At 36.8% G+C, this 19,722-nt stretch carries 18 protein-coding genes; 2 read left to right on the top strand and 16 right to left on the bottom strand.

What is annotated here, in order from left to right; translation table 11 throughout:
* Positions 1–72 precede the first annotated feature (72 nt).
* The 4 genes from hfq to HCB38_RS05355 form a co-directional block, all read right to left on the bottom strand.
* Positions 73–306: an RNA chaperone Hfq gene (hfq, locus tag HCB38_RS05370; RefSeq protein ID WP_003719566.1), complete on the bottom strand. Its 234-nt coding sequence runs from the start codon at positions 304–306 to the stop codon at positions 73–75.
* Positions 307–427: 121 nt separating this feature from the next.
* Positions 428–1,345 (bottom strand): tRNA (adenosine(37)-N6)-dimethylallyltransferase MiaA, encoded by a 918-nt coding sequence (miaA, locus tag HCB38_RS05365; protein WP_185637782.1) that lies wholly within the window; start codon positions 1,343–1,345, stop codon positions 428–430.
* A gap of 125 nt (positions 1,346–1,470) precedes the next feature.
* Positions 1,471–3,147 (bottom strand): glycerol-3-phosphate dehydrogenase/oxidase, encoded by a 1,677-nt coding sequence (locus HCB38_RS05360; RefSeq protein ID WP_185318640.1) that lies wholly within the window; start codon positions 3,145–3,147, stop codon positions 1,471–1,473.
* A 224-nt stretch (positions 3,148–3,371) separates the two neighbouring features.
* Entirely contained in the window at positions 3,372–4,079 is a 708-nt protein-coding gene (locus HCB38_RS05355; RefSeq protein ID WP_185607727.1) for a glycerophosphodiester phosphodiesterase, read from the bottom strand.
* A 205-nt stretch (positions 4,080–4,284) separates the two neighbouring features.
* On the opposite strand from HCB38_RS05355, the gene HCB38_RS05350 reads away from it, so the two are divergent.
* Positions 4,285–6,174 (top strand): acyltransferase family protein, encoded by a 1,890-nt coding sequence (locus HCB38_RS05350; protein WP_185637780.1) that lies wholly within the window; start codon positions 4,285–4,287, stop codon positions 6,172–6,174.
* A gap of 173 nt (positions 6,175–6,347) precedes the next feature.
* On the opposite strand, the gene HCB38_RS05345 is transcribed toward HCB38_RS05350, so the two are convergent.
* The 4 genes from HCB38_RS05345 to HCB38_RS05330 form a co-directional block, all read right to left on the bottom strand.
* Positions 6,348–6,815 (bottom strand): S-ribosylhomocysteine lyase, encoded by a 468-nt coding sequence (locus HCB38_RS05345; RefSeq protein ID WP_185607726.1) that lies wholly within the window; start codon positions 6,813–6,815, stop codon positions 6,348–6,350.
* 80 nt (positions 6,816–6,895) lie between these two features.
* On the bottom strand, positions 6,896–9,355 hold the full coding sequence (parC, locus tag HCB38_RS05340) for a DNA topoisomerase IV subunit A (RefSeq protein WP_185318636.1): 2,460 nt from the start codon (positions 9,353–9,355) through the stop codon (positions 6,896–6,898).
* Positions 9,352–11,319: a DNA topoisomerase IV subunit B gene (gene parE, locus HCB38_RS05335; protein WP_185318635.1), complete on the bottom strand. Its 1,968-nt coding sequence runs from the start codon at positions 11,317–11,319 to the stop codon at positions 9,352–9,354. Before parE ends, parC begins: the two co-directional genes overlap by 4 nt.
* Before the next feature lie 181 nt (positions 11,320–11,500).
* Positions 11,501–11,908 carry a CoA-binding protein gene (locus HCB38_RS05330; protein WP_003732802.1) on the bottom strand — a complete coding sequence of 136 codons (408 nt, stop codon included), beginning with the start codon at positions 11,906–11,908 and terminating at the stop codon, positions 11,501–11,503.
* A 157-nt stretch (positions 11,909–12,065) separates the two neighbouring features.
* On the opposite strand from HCB38_RS05330, the gene plsY reads away from it, so the two are divergent.
* Positions 12,066–12,662 carry a glycerol-3-phosphate 1-O-acyltransferase PlsY gene (gene plsY, locus HCB38_RS05325; protein WP_185318634.1) on the top strand — a complete coding sequence of 199 codons (597 nt, stop codon included), beginning with the start codon at positions 12,066–12,068 and terminating at the stop codon, positions 12,660–12,662.
* A gap of 42 nt (positions 12,663–12,704) precedes the next feature.
* Here the strand turns inward: plsY and HCB38_RS05320 are convergent, their stop codons facing one another.
* The 8 genes from HCB38_RS05320 to trmFO all read right to left on the bottom strand — a co-directional run bounded on the left by HCB38_RS05320 (position 12,705) and on the right by trmFO (position 19,709).
* Positions 12,705–13,577, bottom strand: a complete 873-nt coding sequence (locus HCB38_RS05320; RefSeq protein ID WP_185607725.1) for an aldose 1-epimerase family protein — start codon at positions 13,575–13,577, stop codon at positions 12,705–12,707.
* 2 nt (positions 13,578–13,579) lie between these two features.
* Complete coding sequence (locus tag HCB38_RS05315; protein WP_003761975.1) at positions 13,580–13,891, bottom strand: hypothetical protein; 312 nt, start codon at positions 13,889–13,891, stop codon at positions 13,580–13,582.
* A 22-nt stretch (positions 13,892–13,913) separates the two neighbouring features.
* Positions 13,914–14,333, bottom strand: a complete 420-nt coding sequence (locus tag HCB38_RS05310; protein ID WP_185607724.1) for an acyl-CoA thioesterase — start codon at positions 14,331–14,333, stop codon at positions 13,914–13,916.
* 102 nt (positions 14,334–14,435) lie between these two features.
* Positions 14,436–15,215, bottom strand: coding sequence for a GTP-sensing pleiotropic transcriptional regulator CodY (gene codY / locus HCB38_RS05305; RefSeq protein ID WP_003747412.1), 780 nt, complete (start codon positions 15,213–15,215; stop codon positions 14,436–14,438).
* Between the two features lie 20 nt (positions 15,216–15,235).
* Positions 15,236–16,645, bottom strand: a complete 1,410-nt coding sequence (hslU, locus tag HCB38_RS05300; RefSeq protein WP_185607723.1) for an ATP-dependent protease ATPase subunit HslU — start codon at positions 16,643–16,645, stop codon at positions 15,236–15,238.
* A gap of 13 nt (positions 16,646–16,658) precedes the next feature.
* A complete protein-coding gene (gene hslV / locus HCB38_RS05295) occupies positions 16,659–17,198 on the bottom strand; it encodes an ATP-dependent protease subunit HslV (RefSeq protein ID WP_003761964.1) in 540 nt (179 codons plus the stop codon).
* A gap of 21 nt (positions 17,199–17,219) precedes the next feature.
* Positions 17,220–18,122, bottom strand: coding sequence for a tyrosine recombinase XerC (gene xerC / locus HCB38_RS05290; RefSeq protein WP_185607722.1), 903 nt, complete (start codon positions 18,120–18,122; stop codon positions 17,220–17,222).
* A 282-nt stretch (positions 18,123–18,404) separates the two neighbouring features.
* Positions 18,405–19,709, bottom strand: a complete 1,305-nt coding sequence (trmFO, locus tag HCB38_RS05285) for an FADH(2)-oxidizing methylenetetrahydrofolate--tRNA-(uracil(54)-C(5))-methyltransferase TrmFO (RefSeq protein ID WP_185637778.1) — start codon at positions 19,707–19,709, stop codon at positions 18,405–18,407.
* Positions 19,710–19,722 lie beyond the last annotated feature (13 nt).

Raw genomic sequence — 19,722 nt, 5'->3', positions numbered from 1 at the left:
CATATTTTTAGCATAAAAAAAAGACATGAAACATCGCAAAAAAGCGAGTTTCCTGTCTTTTAAGTAAAGTGCTTATTCCGCATCAGGATTTAAAGCGACATTCTTCTGCGGAGAGAAAGTTGAAATTGCGTGTTTAAATACAAGTTGTTGTTTTCCTTCGACATCTAGTAGTACGGTAAAATTGTCAAAACTTACAACACGTCCTCTTAACTGAAAACCATTTGTTAAAAATACTGTTGCAAGAATTTTCTCCTTACGCAATTGATTTAAGTAATAGTCCTGTAACCCTTGTCCACCTTGTTTCATAATTTCCCTCTCCAATCTCTATCTTATACTAAAAATTTCCCAAACCCCAATGAAGTTCCATTGTGCAATTGGTTGGCTAATTTCAAATACCCTTTATTTCTTCTTACCAAACAGAAAAGTGTTATTTAACTGATAAAAAGCTTTGGGCTTTATTCAATGCTTCTGCTTCGGTAGTACTAGTGCCCGCTTGAATCCAGTCAATATCCATTCTATTCCTAAACCATGTTAACTGTCTTTTGGCAAAATGACGCGAGTTTTTTTGGATTAATTCTTTTGCTTCTTCCAGTGAACTATTTCCTTCAAAATAAGTAAATAGTTCCTTATATCCTATACCTCTTATGGCTGGTACATCGGCTAAATTCTCATCGTATAATTTTCTTGCTTCTGCAACGAGTCCTTGTTTAAACATCTGCTCTACACGTTTATTAATTCGTTCATAAAGCAACTCTCTGTCTAAATCAAGTCCTAAAAAAAGCGGTTGGTATCTTTCGTTTAACGCATGATGAACTTGATATTCAGAAAAAGGTTTTCCAGTCAAATGTATTACTTCTAGAGCACGTATAATACGCCTCTTATTATTTTCATGAATAAGTTCTGCGCTTTTGGAATCAAGTTGTTCTAACATTTGCCATAAAGTCGTTTTGTCCAATTGAGCTAGTTCTGCTCGGTAAGCCTTATCTTCACTTACATTTCCAAAATCATAATCATAAAAAACAGACTGAATATATAGGCCTGTTCCACCAACTATAATTGGAAGTTTTCCTCTATTATGTATGGATTCAATTAAGCCCCTTGTTTCCGATTGGAATTTTGCAGCTGTAAAAGGGACTGCAGGGTCAGTTACATCAATAAGATAATGCTTTATCCCACCCATTTCTTCTGGTGTGATTTTTGCAGTACCAATATTTAACCCGCGATATACTTGCATAGAGTCTCCACTAATAATTTCTCCATCCAAATTCTTCGCAAAAGCAACACTTAAATTTGTTTTGCCGACAGCAGTTGGACCAACAATGACGATGACAGGAATCTTACTCAAAAAAAAACCTCCTTTTCACCTGTAATCAATGTACCATGAAAAAGGTTTCTTGAAAATAGTGAAAATGATTTTTTTCATAAAAAAAAGCGCAAATCTGAAGGAATTGCGCTCTTTTTCTCATTCTTTTATCTATCATGCCAATCAGCTGGCTCTCTAGCATCATTAATTTGGATATTTAATTCTTCCATATATGTTTGTTTTACATCATCACTCCAGTGGAATTGTTTCGCCATTTCATCTACAACAGCATCTTTCCATTCGAGTAAATACGGCATATCAAACAATAAGTAACCTGTACGACGTAATAAGAAATCAATGGGTGTTGTTACTGCTTCATGTTGAATCGAATAGCGAAGTTCAGCATACAGGCTATTTGGTAAGGTAGTCTCATTTTGTTCTTTATGTTCTTGGGCGTAGGTAAACAGTTGATCAATATTACTACCAAATCGTTTAGCAATTTCGCGCCCTTCTTCTAATGTCCAACCGAAACGATTATTTCCTTCTTTCGCTTTTTTTGAAAGGAATGTTTCTAACTGTTCTGAACCTCCAATGTCTCCACCGGAAATAGGTAAATGTTTTGTTTGTACTGGTTTATATTTTTTACCAGTTTCTTTAGACAAGGTTTTAGATACATCGTCTAGTAATTTTTCAGCCATTTTGCGATAACCTGTTAATTTACCACCAGCCATTGTGATTAAGCCACTTTCTGAGAACCAAACTTCATCTTTTCGAGAAATTTCAGAAGGATCTTTTCCTTCTTCATAAATAAGCGGACGTACACCAGCCCAACTTGATTCAATGTCTTTTTCACTAATATGCACATCTGGGAACATATAGTTTATCGCTTTAATAACATAATTATGGTCAGATTCGAGTGCTTTTGGATTAATCACCGCTTCATCATAAACTGTGTCTGTTGTACCCACATACACTTTTTTATCACGAGGAATAGCAAAAACCATCCGACCATCTGGCGTATCAAAATAAACAGCTTGTTCCATTGGGAATTTCTGTTTATCAATAACTAAATGGATACCTTTTGTTAAGCGGAGGTGCTTATTGTTTGTAGCATAATCGAGTTTTCTTACTTTATCTACCCATGGCCCAGCAGCATTAATTACGCGATGTCCTTTAATATCATAAGCTTTTCCAGTTAGTCGGTCTGTTACTGTAACGCCAACCACTTGTTTTTTATCATCATATAAAAAGTGTTCCGCTTTCGTATAATTAATTGCATTTGCTCCAAGTTCAACAGCTTTTTTCATTACTTCAATTGTTAATCTAGCATCATCTGTCCGGTATTCTACATAATAGCCAGAGCCTTTTAATCCATCTTTTTTAACAAATGGGTTTTTTGCTAATGTTTCTTTGGCGCTTAAAATTTTGCGTCGTTCATTCTTTTTTACACCTGCTAAGTAATCATATAGACGAATACCAAAAGAAGCTGTCGTTTTACCCATATTTCCGCCTTTATGGAATGGCAACATCATCCATTCTGGAGTCGTAACGTGTGGACCATTTTCATAAACGATAGCACGTTCTTTACCAAGGTCTGCTACTTCTTTAATTTCAAATTGTTGTAAGTAACGTAAACCACCGTGGACTAATTTCGTGGAGCGACTTGAAGTTCCACTTGCGAAGTCACCCATCTCCACTAGTGCAACGTTCATACCTCTAGTGGTGGCGTCTAATGCGATTCCTGCTCCAGTAATCCCACCACCAACTATGACTAAATCAAATTTTTCTTCTTGCAAATTTCTTTCAATGGTTTCTCTATCAAAAGCTGAAAACAATTGTACCATTTTGTTTGCCCCCTTCAAATTGTTTACCGTCTGAATTATGCCTTCTTGCTACTTTTCCACTATTCCAACTAACTGAAACGCTTTAAGTTATAAAAAAACAAAAAAAGAGACTGCAAATGAAGGCGATTGCGCTCGCCTTTTGCAGTCTCTCCGAATCTCAGACAATTTAATTATTAACTTACTTCGATTATAGCTTGTAATCTTTTAGAATGAAAGCGTTTTGCTCAGGGGTTTGTTTTATTGTTTTTAATGATTACAGCTTTTTCTGGAAAATCGGTCATAATACCTTTTGCATTAATATCTAAGAAATGGCCTATGTCAGCTTCTTTATTAACCGTCCAAAAACGTGCTGGGATTTGTTGGAGAATTGGATTTCCACAAGCTTTCATTGATGGATGAACTGCATCTAACTGAATTTTTTTATGTAAAGGAAGCACTTTATCTAAATTAGCATGTGTGATAAGCGCTAATTTAGCTCCACTATCTAACCCTCTAAGACGGATCAATGTATTAGGATTAAACGAAGAATACATCCGCTTAACATTCGGAAATTGACTTGCTAGTTCTAATACTTTTTTCTCAATTCCCTCATATTCAAAGACATCTGTTTTTAATTCTATATTAAGACTTACTCCTGTGTGATTAACTAATTTAAATACTTCTTCTAAAGTAGGCACGCGAACTTTTCTTAAAAAATGCTTAGCAGTATATAATTTTTTCACTTCAGACAAAGTGTAATCTTTTAAAAATCCAGTCCCGTTAGTCGTTCTATCCACACGTTCATCATGCATTACAATTAATTCTCCGGATTTTAGAACGTGTACATCTAATTCCACTCCATCTGCACCAGCTTCTATCGCTTTTTTTATTGCTAATAAGGTATTTTCTGGATATGTGCCACTACTGCCTCTATGAGCATAAATCTCTGTCAAATCGTTCCCCCCAAACTATTTACTTATAAATACTATAACAAAAATAAGTAAATATACTCAAATTTTTAAAAACCATATATTATTTCATCTTTTTAAATTACTTCTTGATTTATGTGTGGTATTATAGTATGGAGCTAAAAACAGATGGCTTTACTATCTCTGTCTAAGTTTACACATATATTTATCACAAATAGGAGATGTTAATTTGAAAAGGACTACTCGCTACAGTAGAAAATATGTTCCGAGTATTGATGGACTTCGAGCACTCGCTGTTATCGCTGTTATCGCCTACCATTTGAACTTCAGTTGGGCTAAAGGCGGATTTATCGGCGTAGACATATTTTTCGTCTTATCTGGTTATTTAATTACAAATATATTGTTAACACAATGGGAAAAAAATCAATCACTTCAATTAAAGCAATTTTGGCTCAGACGCTTTCGAAGACTTATTCCAGCTGTTTATGTGATGATTGTGGTTGTTGTTATTTATTCCGTATTTTTCCATCCTGAAATTTTAAAAAACTTACGTGGTGACGCTATCGCTTCATTCTTTTATGTAAGTAATTGGTGGTTTATTTTCCATAATATATCTTATTTCGATTCATTTGGACTTCCATCACCCTTAAAAAACTTATGGTCTCTTGCTATAGAAGAACAGTTTTATATGGTTTGGCCTTTGTTTTTACTCGTATTCCTCAAGTGGGTTAAAAATCCTAAATTACTTTTAAAAATCGTCATAGGCTTAGGTCTTCTTTCTGCAATTTTGATGACTGTTTTATATGTCCCAGGAACTGATCCAAGTCGAGTTTATTACGGAACAGACACAAGAGCATTTGATTTACTAGCTGGTTGTGCGCTCGCTTTTGTTTGGCCCTTTAATCGACTTAGTCCTGTTGTACCGAAGAAAAGTAAGGCAGCACTTAATATCGCTGGAACAATCAGTATTCTTTTCTTTGTATTATTTACAGCTTTTGTGAGTGAGTACCAACCATTTTTATATCGTGGAGGGTTGTTGTTCGTTGCTATTCTTGGTGTTATCATGATTGCAACTATTTCCCATCCAGCCTCTTATTTAAGCAAAATATTTAGTTTTAAACCGCTTAGATGGATTGGGACACGCTCCTATGGTATTTATTTATGGCATTATCCAATTATTACATTGACTACTCCTGTTTTAGAAATCACCCAACCTAATATTTGGCGAGCTATCTTACAAGTTGCTGCAACAGTTATTATCGCCGAATTATCGTTCCGCTTCATTGAAACACCTATTCGCAAAAACGGTTTTATTAATTATTTTAAAGGCTTTAAAGATAAAAATTATTTTGTCTGGAAAAATAAACCGATTGGTAAATGGCTTAGTCTTGCTGGGGTTGTCGCTGTTTTAGCCGTTTTTTCGCTTGGGATGACAAATGTTCTTTCAGTCAATACAAGCGCCGAAAACCAACAAACATCAGTTAAAACTACGTCTTCTAATAAAGATACTAAGAAAGAAAACAAAAAAAATACAGAAGCGAAAGAAAAATCACCGACAGATACAAAGAAAAAGAAAGAAACCGAAACGAAAAAGGCTACGACTCCAAGCAATCCAGCGCAAGCAGATAAAGAAAATAAAGCTGCTACTCCGCCCCCTACGATTACTCAAACAGTAGCAATTGGTGATTCGGTCATGCTTGATATCGAACCATACTTAAAAGAAGCTGTTCCTAATGTAACAATTGATGGTCTAGTTGGTCGACAGTTACGTGATGCTATAAATACCGCAACTGGTTATAAGGAATTTAATAGCAAAAATAGTGCAGTAATCTTAGAACTTGGTACAAACGGTCCTTTCACGGAAGAACAACTAAATACGCTATTAGATCAATTCGACAAAGCGACTATTTATCTTGTAAATACAAGAGTTCCTAGAGGATGGCAAAATGAAGTAAATAAGAGTATTGCTAATGCAGATTCACGTCCAAATGTGACCGTAGTTGATTGGTATTCACGCTCAAGTGGCCAGTCACAATACTTTGCTCCTGATGGTGTTCATTTAACCAAAACTGGAGCTCAAGCATATGTTGCAATGTTAACTAGTGTAATGAAAAAATAACAAGTTGCCCCTAGCTAGGGGCAACTTGTTTTTTAGTCACGTTTGCAAAATCAGGTCAAGAAACTAGTTGAAATAGGGCTATAACCGCTCCACTACAAAGCTAGACTTTATTTGTTTTAGGTTACACCAGGATGTTGTTCCTCTTTAAAATTATTTGTAGAGAATTTTTCACTTTATTCCTCGAAAACATTTTTCCATTCGTTTCGTTTTGCTAAAAATTCTGCTGCCAGCTTTTTCGCCCCTTCCAAACTATGACTAGCTGCCCAGCCGCATTGAACTTCATTACAGGCTGGAACTGCATCTGCTGCTAATACATCCGTTAAAGTCGTAGCTAAAATCTCTAAAACGTCATCATAATCAGTGTGATTGATAAATGATACATAAAAACCAGTCTGGCAACCCATTGGGCTAATATCTACTAATTTATCTGTATGGTTTCGTGCAAGTTCAGCCATCAAATGCTCTAAAGAGTGCAGTGCTGGCATTTCCATATGTTCTTTATTAGGTTGTTTAAAGCGCACATCATACTTATAAATTTCGTCCCCATGCATGCCGACTTTTGTGCCAGCAAGCCTCACAAACGGCGCTTTTACTTTGGTGTGGTCTAAATTAAAACTTTCTACATTCATTCTTTCTGCCATCAATATACCCTCCTTTTATTCTTAGTCATTATAGCAAAAAAAAAGAATTCTTGCATATTTTCTATGCAAGAATTCTTTTTTTATTCATCTTTAACATCTGTTGTATCTTTTATTTCTGGAATATCCAACCATATAGAAGTTGGCTCACCTTCCATTGTTTCATCTAATACAAAGGATCCGTTAGAATAGCGATCCGTCACTCGTAGATTAGCAACGTCGATTTCGACAATTTGGTCTGTATTTGTTTCGATAAATAGATGATCGTTATTATCAGCAAGCGTTAAACCAATGAAACGATGCGGATTACTTTTCAGTTCGCGTAACATTAATAAGCCGCGTTTTGCTCTTGAGATTGGTTCGAATTCACTGGCTTTCATTTGTTTAAGTGAGCCTCGCTGTGTGGCAAGAAGGATATGTTTTTGTTCGTTCGGCATAAGTACTACACCACCCACAACTATATCTTCTTGTTTTAAGTTAATCGCTTTTACACCAGCTGTTCTTGCACCAGATTCTGGAATTTCAGTAATCGAATAGCGAAGACCATAACCATTTTTGGTTGCTAAGAAAATATCTTCTGTGCCATCAATTAGATAAACACTTAGTAGCTCATCATCATCTTTTAGTTTAATCGCCATCATCGATTTAGAATAGCGCTGTGGTTTATAATTCGTAATAGCCGACTGCTTGATCATGCCATTTTTAGTAACGAATAAAAAGCGTTTTTCTTCTGAAAAGGCTTGGATTGCGATAGCAGAACGGATTTCTTCTCCTGCTGATAAATCGCTGGCCAAGTGACTCACGTGATCACCGAGGTTTTTCCAACGGATATCAGGAAGTTCATGCACTGGTCGATAAATGAAATTCCCTTTGCTTGTGAATAACAGAAGCGAATCAAGTGAATTCATTTTTTGGATAAAGATGGCATGGTCTGCTTCTTTCATGGCTAGTTCCGCACCATTTGATGCTGCATAAGAACGTTGGCTCGTACGTTTCACATAGCCTTCTTTCGTCACAGAAACAATCACATCTTCATTTGCAACAAGAACTTCCGTGTCAATTTTGATTTCTGTAATTTCAGCTTGCACTTCTGTACGGCGGGCAGTTTTATATTTTTTCTTAATTTCTACTAGCTCTTCTTTTAAAACTGCGATTAATTCAGCTTCATCACCCAGAATTTTTTCTAGCACACTAATTTGTTCAGCAAGAGATTTTGCCTCACTTTGAAGTTCGTGTATATCTGTATTTGTTAAACGATATAGTTGTAAAGATACAATCGCTTCAGCTTGTTTTTCGCTAAAATCATATTTTGTTTGGAGATTTAATTTCGCATCACGTTTGTCTTTTGAACCGCGAATTAATTTGATGACTTCATCTAAAATAGATAATGCCTTGATTAAACCTTCTAAAATATGTTGGCGAGCACGTGCTTTACGAATATCGTACTCAGAGCGTTTTGTAATAATCTCTTTTTGATGCTCAATATAAGCGTCAAGCATTGGGATAATCCCCATTAGCTCCGGACGTTTTTTATTAATAGCAACCATGTTAAAATTATAGCTTACTTGTAAATCCGTATTTTTAAACAGGTAGTTCAGAACACCTTCAGCATTGGCGTCTTTTTTAAGTTCAACAGCAATACGAAGTCCTGTACGGTCAGTTTCATCACGTACTTCTGAAATCCCTTCAATTTTCTTCTCAATACGCAGTTCATCCATGCGTTTAACTAAATTAGCTTTATTTACTTCATATGGAATTTCATGAATCGTAATTTGTTTTCTACCGCCACGAATATCTTCAATTTCTGTTTTAGAACGAACGACAACGCGTCCTTTTCCGGTTTGATAAGCTTTTCGAATACCATCAATCCCTTGAATAATCCCACCTGTAGGGAAATCTGGGCCTTTGACAATTTTCATAATATCATCCGTTGTGCAAAGTGGATTATCTAATCGTTTAATAACAGCTTCGATGATTTCTGTTAAATTATGCGGTGGAATATCTGTTGCATAACCAGCGGAAATACCCGTCGAACCATTCACTAAAAGGTTAGGAAAACGTGCTGGTAAAACTGTCGGCTCACTAGACGTATCATCAAAGTTAGGAATGAAATCGACTGTTTCTTTTTCAATATCGCGTAAAAGTTCTGCTGATATTGGAGAAAGTCGCGCTTCTGTATAACGCATTGCTGCAGGCGGATCCCCGTCGACACTACCGTTATTACCATGCATTTCAATCAGCATGTTACGTACTTTCCAATCTTGACTCATCCGTACCATTGCTTCGTAAACCGAAGAGTCACCATGTGGATGGTAGTTACCGATAACGTTTCCGACTGTTTTGGCAGATTTACGGAAACCTTTCTCAGCAGTATTCCCTTCGACATTCATTGCGAATAAAATACGACGTTGTACTGGTTTCAGTCCGTCACGAACATCTGGAAGCGCACGTTCTTGAATAATATATTTACTATATCTACCAAAACGGTCGCCCATAACTTCTTCTAGCGCTAAGTCTTGGATATGTTGTTCTGGATTACTCAAATGTCTTTCGCCTCCTCAACCATCATGTTTTCATTTTCTAAAATATTTTGGCTATCTTCCATAGAAAACTCGACATGCTTTTCAATCCATTGACGTCTTGGTTCTACTTTGTCACCCATCAGTGTTGCCACGCGGCGTTCAGCACGTGCAGAATCATCTACTCGTACACGAATTAACGTACGCGTATCAGGATTCATCGTTGTTTCCCAAAGTTGGTCAGCATTCATCTCACCAAGACCTTTGTATCGTTGAATCATGTAGCCTTTACCAATTTTTTGGATGGCAGAGTCTAATTCTTCATCTGTCCAAGCATACTCGATTACTTCTTTTTTACCAGAACCGCGACTTACTTTGTAAAGTGGTGGTAAGGCAATAAAAACTTTACCAGCTTCAACAAGTGGACGCATGTAACGATAGAAAAAGGTTAGTAGCAATACTTGAATATGCGCACCATCTGTATCGGCATCGGTCATGATAACTACTTTGTCATAGTTACAATCCTCTACATCAAACTCCGTACCAACACCCGCACCAACTGTATGGATAATTGTGCTAATTTCTTCATTTTTTAAGATGTCTTGTAGTTTTGCTTTTTCTGTATTGATTACTTTTCCTCGAAGTGGCAAAATTGCTTGGAAACGACGATCACGGCCTTGTTTGGCAGATCCTCCCGCCGAGTCTCCTTCGACTAAATAAAGTTCATTTTTATTAGGATTTCGTGATTGTGCTGGCGTTAATTTTCCAGAAAGCAGTGTTTCAGAACGTTTCTTTTTCTTGCCATTACGTGTTTCTTCGCGTGCTTTTCTGGCAGCTTCTCTTGCTTCTCGGGCTTTAACAGCCTTTTTAACAAGAAGGGAGCTTGTTTCTGGATTTTCAGCAAGGAAGTAAGCTAAATGTTCCGCCACTACAGCATCTACTGCCTGACGAGCTTCCTGTGTCCCTAATTTTTCTTTCGTTTGACCTTCGAATTGAAGGATTTTTTCTGGAACCCGGATAGAAAGTACAGCCGATAACCCTTCACGAATATCGCTACCTTCAAGGTTTTTATCTTTTTCTTTCAAAAGATTTACCCGGCGAGCATAATCGTTGAAAATCCGAGTCATTGCGGCTTTCATCCCTGATTCATGGGAACCTGCCCCCCGAGTCCGAACGTTATTAACAAAACTCAAGATATTCTCAGAGTAACCATCATTGAATTGGAATGCCATTTCTACTTCAATAGTCGCATTTTCTCCTTCAAAGCTAGCTACTGGATGAAGTACATCTTTGCCTTCATTAATGTATTCAACAAAGTTCTTTACACCTTCTTCAAAGTGGAAAGATTCTGCCATACCTACACGTTCATCAATTAATTCAATTAACATTCCTTTTAAAAGAAATGCAGATTCTCTTAAGCGTTCAGATAATGTTTCATAATTAAATGAAGTAGTGGGAAAAATCGTTGGATCTGGTTTAAAACGAATAGTTGTCCCAGTGGCTTTTGATTTTCCGATTTTTTTAAGTGTCCCATCTGGCTTTCCGCCGTCTTTGAATTTCTGTTGATAGGTTGCACCGTCACGGTTAATTGTAACTACCAACCATTCTGAGAGTGCATTTACAACGGATGAACCAACGCCGTGAAGTCCACCACTTGTTTTATACCCACCTTCTTGACCAAACTTACCGCCGGCGTGAAGAACTGTTAAAATAACTTCTACCGTAGATTTACCAGTTTTGTGCATTCCAACAGGCATCCCACGACCTTCATCGCTAACACTAACACTGCTATCCTCATGAAGTGTCACAACAATTTTCTTACCAAAACCTGCAAGGGTCTCATCGACCGAGTTGTCCACTATTTCATATACTAAATGGTGCAGCCCGCGTACATCTGTTGACCCGATATACATCGCTGGGCGTTTCCGGACCGCTTCCAGTCCTTCAAGCACCTGAATAGAATCATCATTATACTCATTCCGATTCATATTTCAAAACTCCCTTCATTCCGTCAATCTACAACATTCACGTTGTTATTCGCTTAAAACCACCTTATCAGAATAGCATTAACCAGCTGATTAATAAAGTGATAGTTTAGTGACAAATTCCTTTTCATAAAAAAACAGGCTCTGCTATAAGAACCTGCTTCCTTCAAAAATGGTGTTTAAGTTAATCCATTTCTTGATAAGCAACCTTAATGCAATAATCCATGACAGTAGGATATCCTTTTTCTGTCAAAAAATCAAATGCTTCCTGATTAGCTATACCGAGCTGCGCCCAAAATACATCTGCATCTATTTGGTCAAAAGCTTCAGCTATTTCAGGTAAAAACTCTGAGCGACGAAAGACATTAACAATATCCACATGTTCCTCGATATCCGTTAAATGCTTGACGGTTTTTTCGCCAAGAATTTCGTCTGCATTAGGGTTCACTGGTATAATTTTGTACCCAGCTTGCTGCATTATTTGACTCACTCGGTAACTTGTGCGATCTGGTTTATCACTCAAACCAACGACTGCGATAACTTTTGCCTTCTTTAAGATATGTTGGATTTCTTCTTTTGTTGGATTTTGCATTAGTCTAATCGCCCCCTACTATTCTTTCTAATCATAAGCTATTTTTGCGGTTTTTTCAACTTTTCATCGGGATTTGTCCTAACTATTTAGCCAATTTGCTTCATTTTGTGCTATAATTCTTTATGGAAAACATCATTTCTTCTTGAGGGGTTTAAAAATGACAATTAATTTAATTCTGCTTTCTTTATTAGCCTATGTGATTGGTTCGATACCATCCGGTTTATGGATTGGCAAAATTTTTTACAAAAAAGATATACGTGATTTTGGTAGTGGTAACTTAGGAGCTACAAATTCCTTCCGTGTTTTAGGGATAAAAGCGGGCAGTATTGTTACAGTGATGGATATTTTAAAGGGTACTATCGCGACATTACTTCCATTCTTTTTCCAACTAAATGTGAATCATCACTTCTGGTTACTTACAGGAGCATTTGCGATTATTGGGCATAGTTTCCCGCTTTTTGCAGGATTTAGAGGTGGAAAAGCGGTTGCTACTTCTGCGGGAGTTATTCTTGCTTATGCTCCGCTATTATTTGTAGCTGCACTTATCGTTTTCTTATTGACATTAAAAATCAGCAAATATGTCTCCCTTAGTTCCATGATTGGAGCACTTGCAGCATTAATTATTTCTTTATTCATGGGAGACTGGATTTTAATTGTTCTTGTTGCTTGTATCGCTCTCTTTGTTATTTGGCGTCACCGAGCAAATATAACCCGCATTCGAAACGGCGAGGAACCAAAAATAAAATGGATGTAATAAAAACCCAGCAGAGTTAAAAAATTCTGCTGGGTTTTCGTTTTATCCAATAGTAACTCTATATTCAGAAGCAAAAACTGCTTCTGGTTCCAGATGTTCAATACCTGCTTTATCTCGAAGCTCAACGGATGTTCCAACACCATCTGCAATTCCGTACCAAGGTTCGATACATAAGAAAGGCGTTCCTGCTTTTGCTGTCCAAACCCCAACAAATGGGAACTCTGGAAATGACACTTTTACAAAATGTGGAGTCTTGTCTGATTTAATCGTAATTTCTTTTTGCTTTAATGCTTCAAAAATTAGTGCATCTTTTTTAAATAAATCATAGCTTAGTGGCAAATATCTTGCCGGTTCACTGACAATTTTTTCAATTTCACCACTACGATAAGGACCTTCTAAACAAAGTGTTTCGAGGTTCTCTTCTGTTCCAAAATCTAAATAATAATCTTCAAATGTAGTTCCGTCCACAAGCGGCAAGTTAAAGGCTGGATGCGCGCCGATCGAGAAATAGATGCGCTTATTATCCGTATTTTCCACTTCATAAGACACAGCAACTGAATCTTTTTCTATCGTGTAAATAATCGATAATTTAAATTTATACGGATAAATCGCTAATGAATCTTCATCTGCATCCAGTTCAAAGCGTACAGAGTTTTCTGTGTGCTCTATTACTTTAAAATCACGATCACGCGCAAAGCCATGTTGGCCTAAGTGATACGGGTTACCATCTACAAAATAAGTATCCTCAACAAGTCTACCTACCGTCGGAAATAAAACTGGAGAATGACGCCCCCAAAAAGCACTATCTGCATTCCATAAATACTCTAGCTTAGTATCCTTGTGGAAAATTCGCGTTAATTCAGCACCAGCTTCTTTCATTTCTACAATTAGTAATTCATTTTCTAGTTTAATCATTTTTATTTCTCCTCCAAATGAAACCGCTCGATTTGTTCAAAGGCTTTCTCTTTTTTTAATACAACGAGTTGCATTTCGCCAAACAAATCATAATGCGGAAAGTTTTTTCGACGGTTATCAATCCAATCTGGTGCTAAACCGTATTGTTTTCCCCATTCTTGCAGTTTTTTCAAATCGACACAAGCAACTTTGGTTACTGTTTTTGAATCAGGAAAACGATCGTCTAGCCAGTAATGCGTAATAATCGCAATCTCGCCACGAGCTGCTTTTTCTTTCCATAATTCCATTTCATCGCGTTTTACACCAAAAGCCATTTTTTATCACTACCAGTCTTATTTATTCTAAAGCTTTTAGATAGGCTTCATGCCAATTCGGAAATGTTCTTCTTATCGAAACAGGTCGAAAATCTTCTTTGGTTACACAAACATGCTCTGTTTCTCCAGTTATTGCAACTTCATTTGTTTCTTCATAGCAAATTTCATAACCATAAGTAACACGAAGTCCATCATACCCTTTTATCCATGTTTTTACAACTGCTTTCTGTCCGTAGCGTAGTGGTTTTCCGTAATGAATATGCACATCTAACACCGGAGAAAGGTACCCCGCTTCTTCCATATCAAAATAACGAAAACCTAATTGTTCAATTAATCTTGTTCGGCCAATTTCCATCCATACAAGATAATTATTATGATAAACAACGCCCATCTGATCCGTTTCAGCGTAGCGCACCTCGATGATTGTTTCAGCAATTTCCATTCCAAATTCCTCCAGTCCCAACTACTTCTTCCTTCTTATTTTACCAAAGCAAGCAAAAAAAAGCTCTCCCTGAATATTCTCAGAGAAAGCTTTTCTGGTTTTTTAGTTATTTTTCAATTTTTCGAGTTCTACAAGGAATTTATCATTTAGTACACGGATAAATGTACCTTTCATTCCTAGTGAGCGAGAATCAATAACGCCTGCACTTTCTAATTTACGAAGTGCATTTACGATTACAGAACGTGTAATGCCGACACGGTCCGCTATTTTAGAGGCAACAAGAAGACCTTCTTTACCGTTTAACTCATCGAAAATATGCTCAATAGCTTCTAATTCACTGTAGGAAAGAGAGCTGATTGCCATTTGCACAACGGCACGGCTACGAGCTTCTTCTTCAATTTCTTCTGCTTTTTCATGCAAAATTTCCATCCCAACAACTGTTCCACCGTATTCAGCTAATAGCAAATCATCGTCTGTGAAATTACTTTCTAAACGAGATAAGATAAGAGTTCCAAGACGTTCACCACCACCGACGATAGGAACAATAGTTGTTAAACCTTTAGTAAATAAATCGCTATTTTCGATTGGAAAAGCAGTATATTGGCTTGATACTTCTAAGTTAGAAGAAGTTTCACCTACATTAAATAAACTTTGTGTATACTCTTCCGGGAATTGACGTTCTGTAAGCATTTGTTTCATCCGGTCATTTTCAATTGGTAAAGCTTCAGAATAACCAAGTAATTTACCTTTACGGCTTACGATATACGTATTTGCTTCAATCACGTCTGTTAATGTGTCAGCCATTTCTTTGAAGTTTACTGTTTTTCCTGCAGCGTTTTGTAACATAGCATTAATTTTTCTTGTTTTTTCTAATAAAGTCATTATTAGATCCTCCTAGTATTTTATAAAATAAATTGTGTTAAGTCTTTATTCGTCATTATTGGTGCAAGTTTTTCATTAACATAGTTTTCTGTTACTTTGATAGACTCCATATTAATTTCAGGTGCTTCAAAAAGTAAATCCTCTAGTAATTTTTCTAAAATGGTATGAAGTCTTCTTGCTCCAATATTATCTGAATCTTGATTAACTTGGAATGCAATCTCAGCGATTCTTTCTACAGCTTCTTTTGTAAAAATCAAGTCAATTCCTTCTGTTTTAAGTAAAGCTTTGTATTGTTTAATTAGCGCATTGTCTGGTTCTGTTAAAATTTTATAAAAATCATCTTGGGTTAGTTTATCCAGTTCAATTCTAATTGGGAAACGACCTTGAAGCTCTGGAATCAAATCGCTTGGTTTAGACATATGAAAAGCTCCAGCGGCAATAAATAAAATGTACTCCGTGTTGACTGTACCATATTTGGTAGAAATTTGCGACCCCTCAACGATTGGAAGAATGTCTCTTTGAACGCCTTCTCGAGAAACTTGCGCATTTCCACCGCCTTCTTTACTGGCGATTTTATCGATTTCATCAATGAAAATCATACCCATTTGCTCTGCACGATGAATCCCTTCTGCTGCAAGTTCATCTGAGTCAATCAATTTAGATGCTTCATCCTCAAAAAGAATTTTCTTTGCTTCACGCACTGTTACTTTGCGTTTTTTCTTTTTTGCTGGAAACATGCCAGAAAGCGCATCTTGCATGCCATTCATTTGATCCATTCCAGCGCCGCGCATCATATCGAGCATTGGGTTTTGTTGCTCTTTTACTTCAACTGTTACTATTTCATCATCAAGCTCACCATTTTGAAGGCGCCATTCGATTTGGCTTCTTTTATTCTTTAGTTCTTGATCTACTTCTTCCTCAGCAGATTCATCTGATTGATTCATACCGCCAAAAAGAGCTTCTAATGGATTTTGCGATGTGGTTTGTTTTTTCTTTTGGCTCGGTGCTAAAAGTTTGATTAAACGTTTTTCTGCGTTTTTTTCTGCTTTCACACGTACTAATTGCATTTTTTCTTCTTTTACTAAACGAACAGAAACTTCCACTAAATCACGTACCATAGATTCCACGTCGCGACCAACATAGCCAACTTCAGTAAATTTAGTAGCCTCTACTTTGGAAAAAGGAGCACGAACAATTTTTGCAATTCGGCGTGCTATTTCCGTTTTACCTACTCCAGTTGGTCCAATCATTAGAATATTTTTCGGAATAATTTCATCTCGAATAGATTCATCCATTAGTTGTCTACGATAGCGATTTCTTAGTGCTACAGCGACTGATTTTTTTGCTCCAGTTTGTCCTACAATATATTGATCCAGTTTTTCGACAATTTGCTTTGGTGTCAACTGGTTCATTAACGTTAAATTTGTCAAATTAACCACTCCTTCAAAGCTCTTCTACTGTAATATGGTCATTCGTAAATACACAAATTTCAGAAGCAATTTCTAGCGCATGACGAGCTATGTCTTTTGCTTCCATTTGACCGCCATTATGTCTTTTAAGTGCACGTCCAGCTGCTAGAGCATAGTTTCCACCAGAACCGATTGCTAAAATACCATCATCAGGTTCAATAACTTCTCCTGTTCCAGAAACTAACAATAATGTATCTTTATCCATTACGATTAACATTGCTTCTAATTTACGTAGAACACTATCACTTCGCCATTGTTGAGCAAGTTCAACAGCAGCTCTTTCTAAATTTCCATTATATTCATTTAATTTTGCTTCGAATTTTTCAAATAAAGTAAAGGCATCTGCAACGGATCCAGCAAAACCAGCTATTACCTTATCATGAAAAAGACGGCGAACTTTTTTGGCAGTATGTTTCATTACTACCGATTCCCCGAGCGTAACTTGACCGTCCCCAGCCATCGCAGCTTTACCATCGTGCTGCACAGCAAAAATTGTAGTAGCATGTAATTCCATTTTCTTTAACCTCCTCCAAATTTAAGCTCGCGGATGATGTTTCATATAAGTAGCTTTTAAATGTTCCTTTGTCACGTGTGTATATATCTGGGTGGATGATAAACTAGCATGACCAAGCAACTCCTGCACCGTTCTCATATCTGCGCCATTATTAAGTAAGTCTGTTGCAAATGTATGGCGTAACATATGCGGATGGATTTTCCGAGTCAACGAAGCCTTACTAATTATTTTCGTTAAACAATACCTAATCCCTCTTGTCGTAAGTGGATCACCATGATGATTAATAAGTAAAGAATCATGCGTTTTTTTGAAATGAATCATTAATTCTGTTCGTCCTCTTAAATAATCAGTTATCGCGTCCTCTGCATAGGCACCAAACGGCACATAACGCTCTTTATTTCCTTTTCCACGAATAAGAATTGCCTGATAAGATGTATCTAAATCAGAAAGCATTATACCTGCACATTCACTCACACGAATCCCTGTGCCATACAGCACTTCTAAAAGCACTCGATCTCTCATTGTAAGCGTTTCATTATCTTCATAAACCACTTGAAACAAAGCTTCCATTTCTTCTGAATAGAAAAATTTGGGAAGCCTTAGCTGATTTTTCGCATGTGAAACGTAGGTAAACGGATTTTCAGTAATAACATTCTCCCTTAAAAGAAAAGTGTAAAAACTCCGTAAACTTGAAATCTTTCGAGCTACTGTTGTTCTAGAAAAAGATTTTTGCTTTAATTCAGTTAAATAAATCCGAACGTCTAAAAATGTAACTTGTTGATACTCTGTAATAGCTTGTTCATTTAAGAAGTGACGAAAATCATTTAAATCATTTTCATAAGCCGTACTTGTATGTTCCGAATAATTCCGTTCTGAGTGAAGATAGTCAAGAAATCGCTTCTCTAACTGCCCCTCTTGCGTCATGCGAATACACCTCTCAAACACTTTCATGTTAACATAAGACTATGCACGTTGCAATAATTTTATACATTTTTCGCAACTTTTTGAATTAATCAGGATTTATAATCAATTCAATCTAAAATCAACTTTTATGTGAAATAGTCAACATTTATTACCACGATTTTCCTAACCATTTAATAGATAGAAAAACTGCCTTTCCATCACTATCGATTCTTTTAAAAATATAAAAACGATAATCGTGATGAAAAGAACAGTAAAGAATAGTCCTAAATTATTATAGTGTTTTTAAAGTTGTTCTGCAACCTTTTTTATTGCATCTAATGCTCTTCCAGCCAATTTTTCATTACGTTCTTGCTTAGCTCGAATCTTAGCAGGTAACTCCGGAAAGAGACCGAAATTTACATTCATTGGTTGGAAAGATTTTTTACTAGCACTCGTAATATAGTTAGCTAAACTTCCAATCGCGGACTCAGGAGGGAAAACAATCAGCTCTTTGTTCTGTACAAAATTAGCTGCATTGATTCCTGCTGCAAGTCCACTAGCTGCTGACTCCACGTAACCTTCCACACCAGTCATTTGACCAGCGAAAAATAAGTCATTTCTGGTTTTCAATTGATAGGTAGGATTAAGTACTGTTGGGGAGTTAATAAATGTATTTCGGTGCATTACTCCATAACGAACGATTTCCGCATTTTCTAGTCCTGGAATTAAGCCAAATACGCGTTTTTGTTCGCCCCATTTAAGATGTGTTTGGAATCCTACCATGTTATAAAGTGTCCCTGCTGCATCATCTTGTCTTAATTGCAATACTGCATATGGTCTTTTGCCAGTTTTTGGATTTTCTAATCCAACTGGTTTAAGTGGACCAAAAAGCATTGTTTTAATTCCACGTTTTGCCATTACTTCTATCGGCATGCATCCTTCAAAGAAAACTTCTTTTTCAAATTCTTTTAATGCGGCAGTTTCCGCAGTTACTAGTGCTTCATAAAAAGTGTTGAATTCTTCTTCTGACATTGGGCAGTTTAAGTAGGCAGCTTCTCCTTTATCATATCTTGATTTTAAATATACTTTATCCATGTCAATACTATCTTTTTCAATAATAGGCGCTGCTGCATCATAAAAATAAAGGTACTCTTCACCAGTTAAGCGTTTAATTTCTTCTGCTAGAGCTGGGCTAGTAAGCGGACCTGTTGCAATGATGGTTGGCCCTTCTGGAATAGATGTGACTTCTTCTGTATGAATAGTAACGAGTGGATGATTTTTTACTTTGTCCGTGATATAGCCAGAAAATTCATGGCGATCAACTGCAAGTGCTCCTCCAGCTGGCACAGAAGCTTTGTCAGCTGATTCAATAATAATTGAATCAAGTATCCGCATTTCTTCTTTAATTACGCCCACCGCATTAGTTAAGCCATTAGCTCGCAGTGAATTGGTACATACTAGCTCAGCAAATTTATCTGTATGGTGTGCCGGCGTTTGCTTAACAGGCCTCATTTCATATAAATCTACTCTTACACCTCGCTTAACAAGTTGCCAAGTTGCCTCACTACCAGCTAATCCTGCTCCAATTACATTAACACTTTTTTCCATTTGTCCGCCTCCT

It is taken from the genome of Listeria farberi, from assembly GCF_014229295.1.
In the GTDB taxonomy this organism is placed as follows: domain Bacteria; phylum Bacillota; class Bacilli; order Lactobacillales; family Listeriaceae; genus Listeria; species Listeria farberi.
The sequence above is the reverse complement of the archived record's forward strand: the minus strand, read 5'-3'. Positions and strand labels throughout refer to the sequence as shown.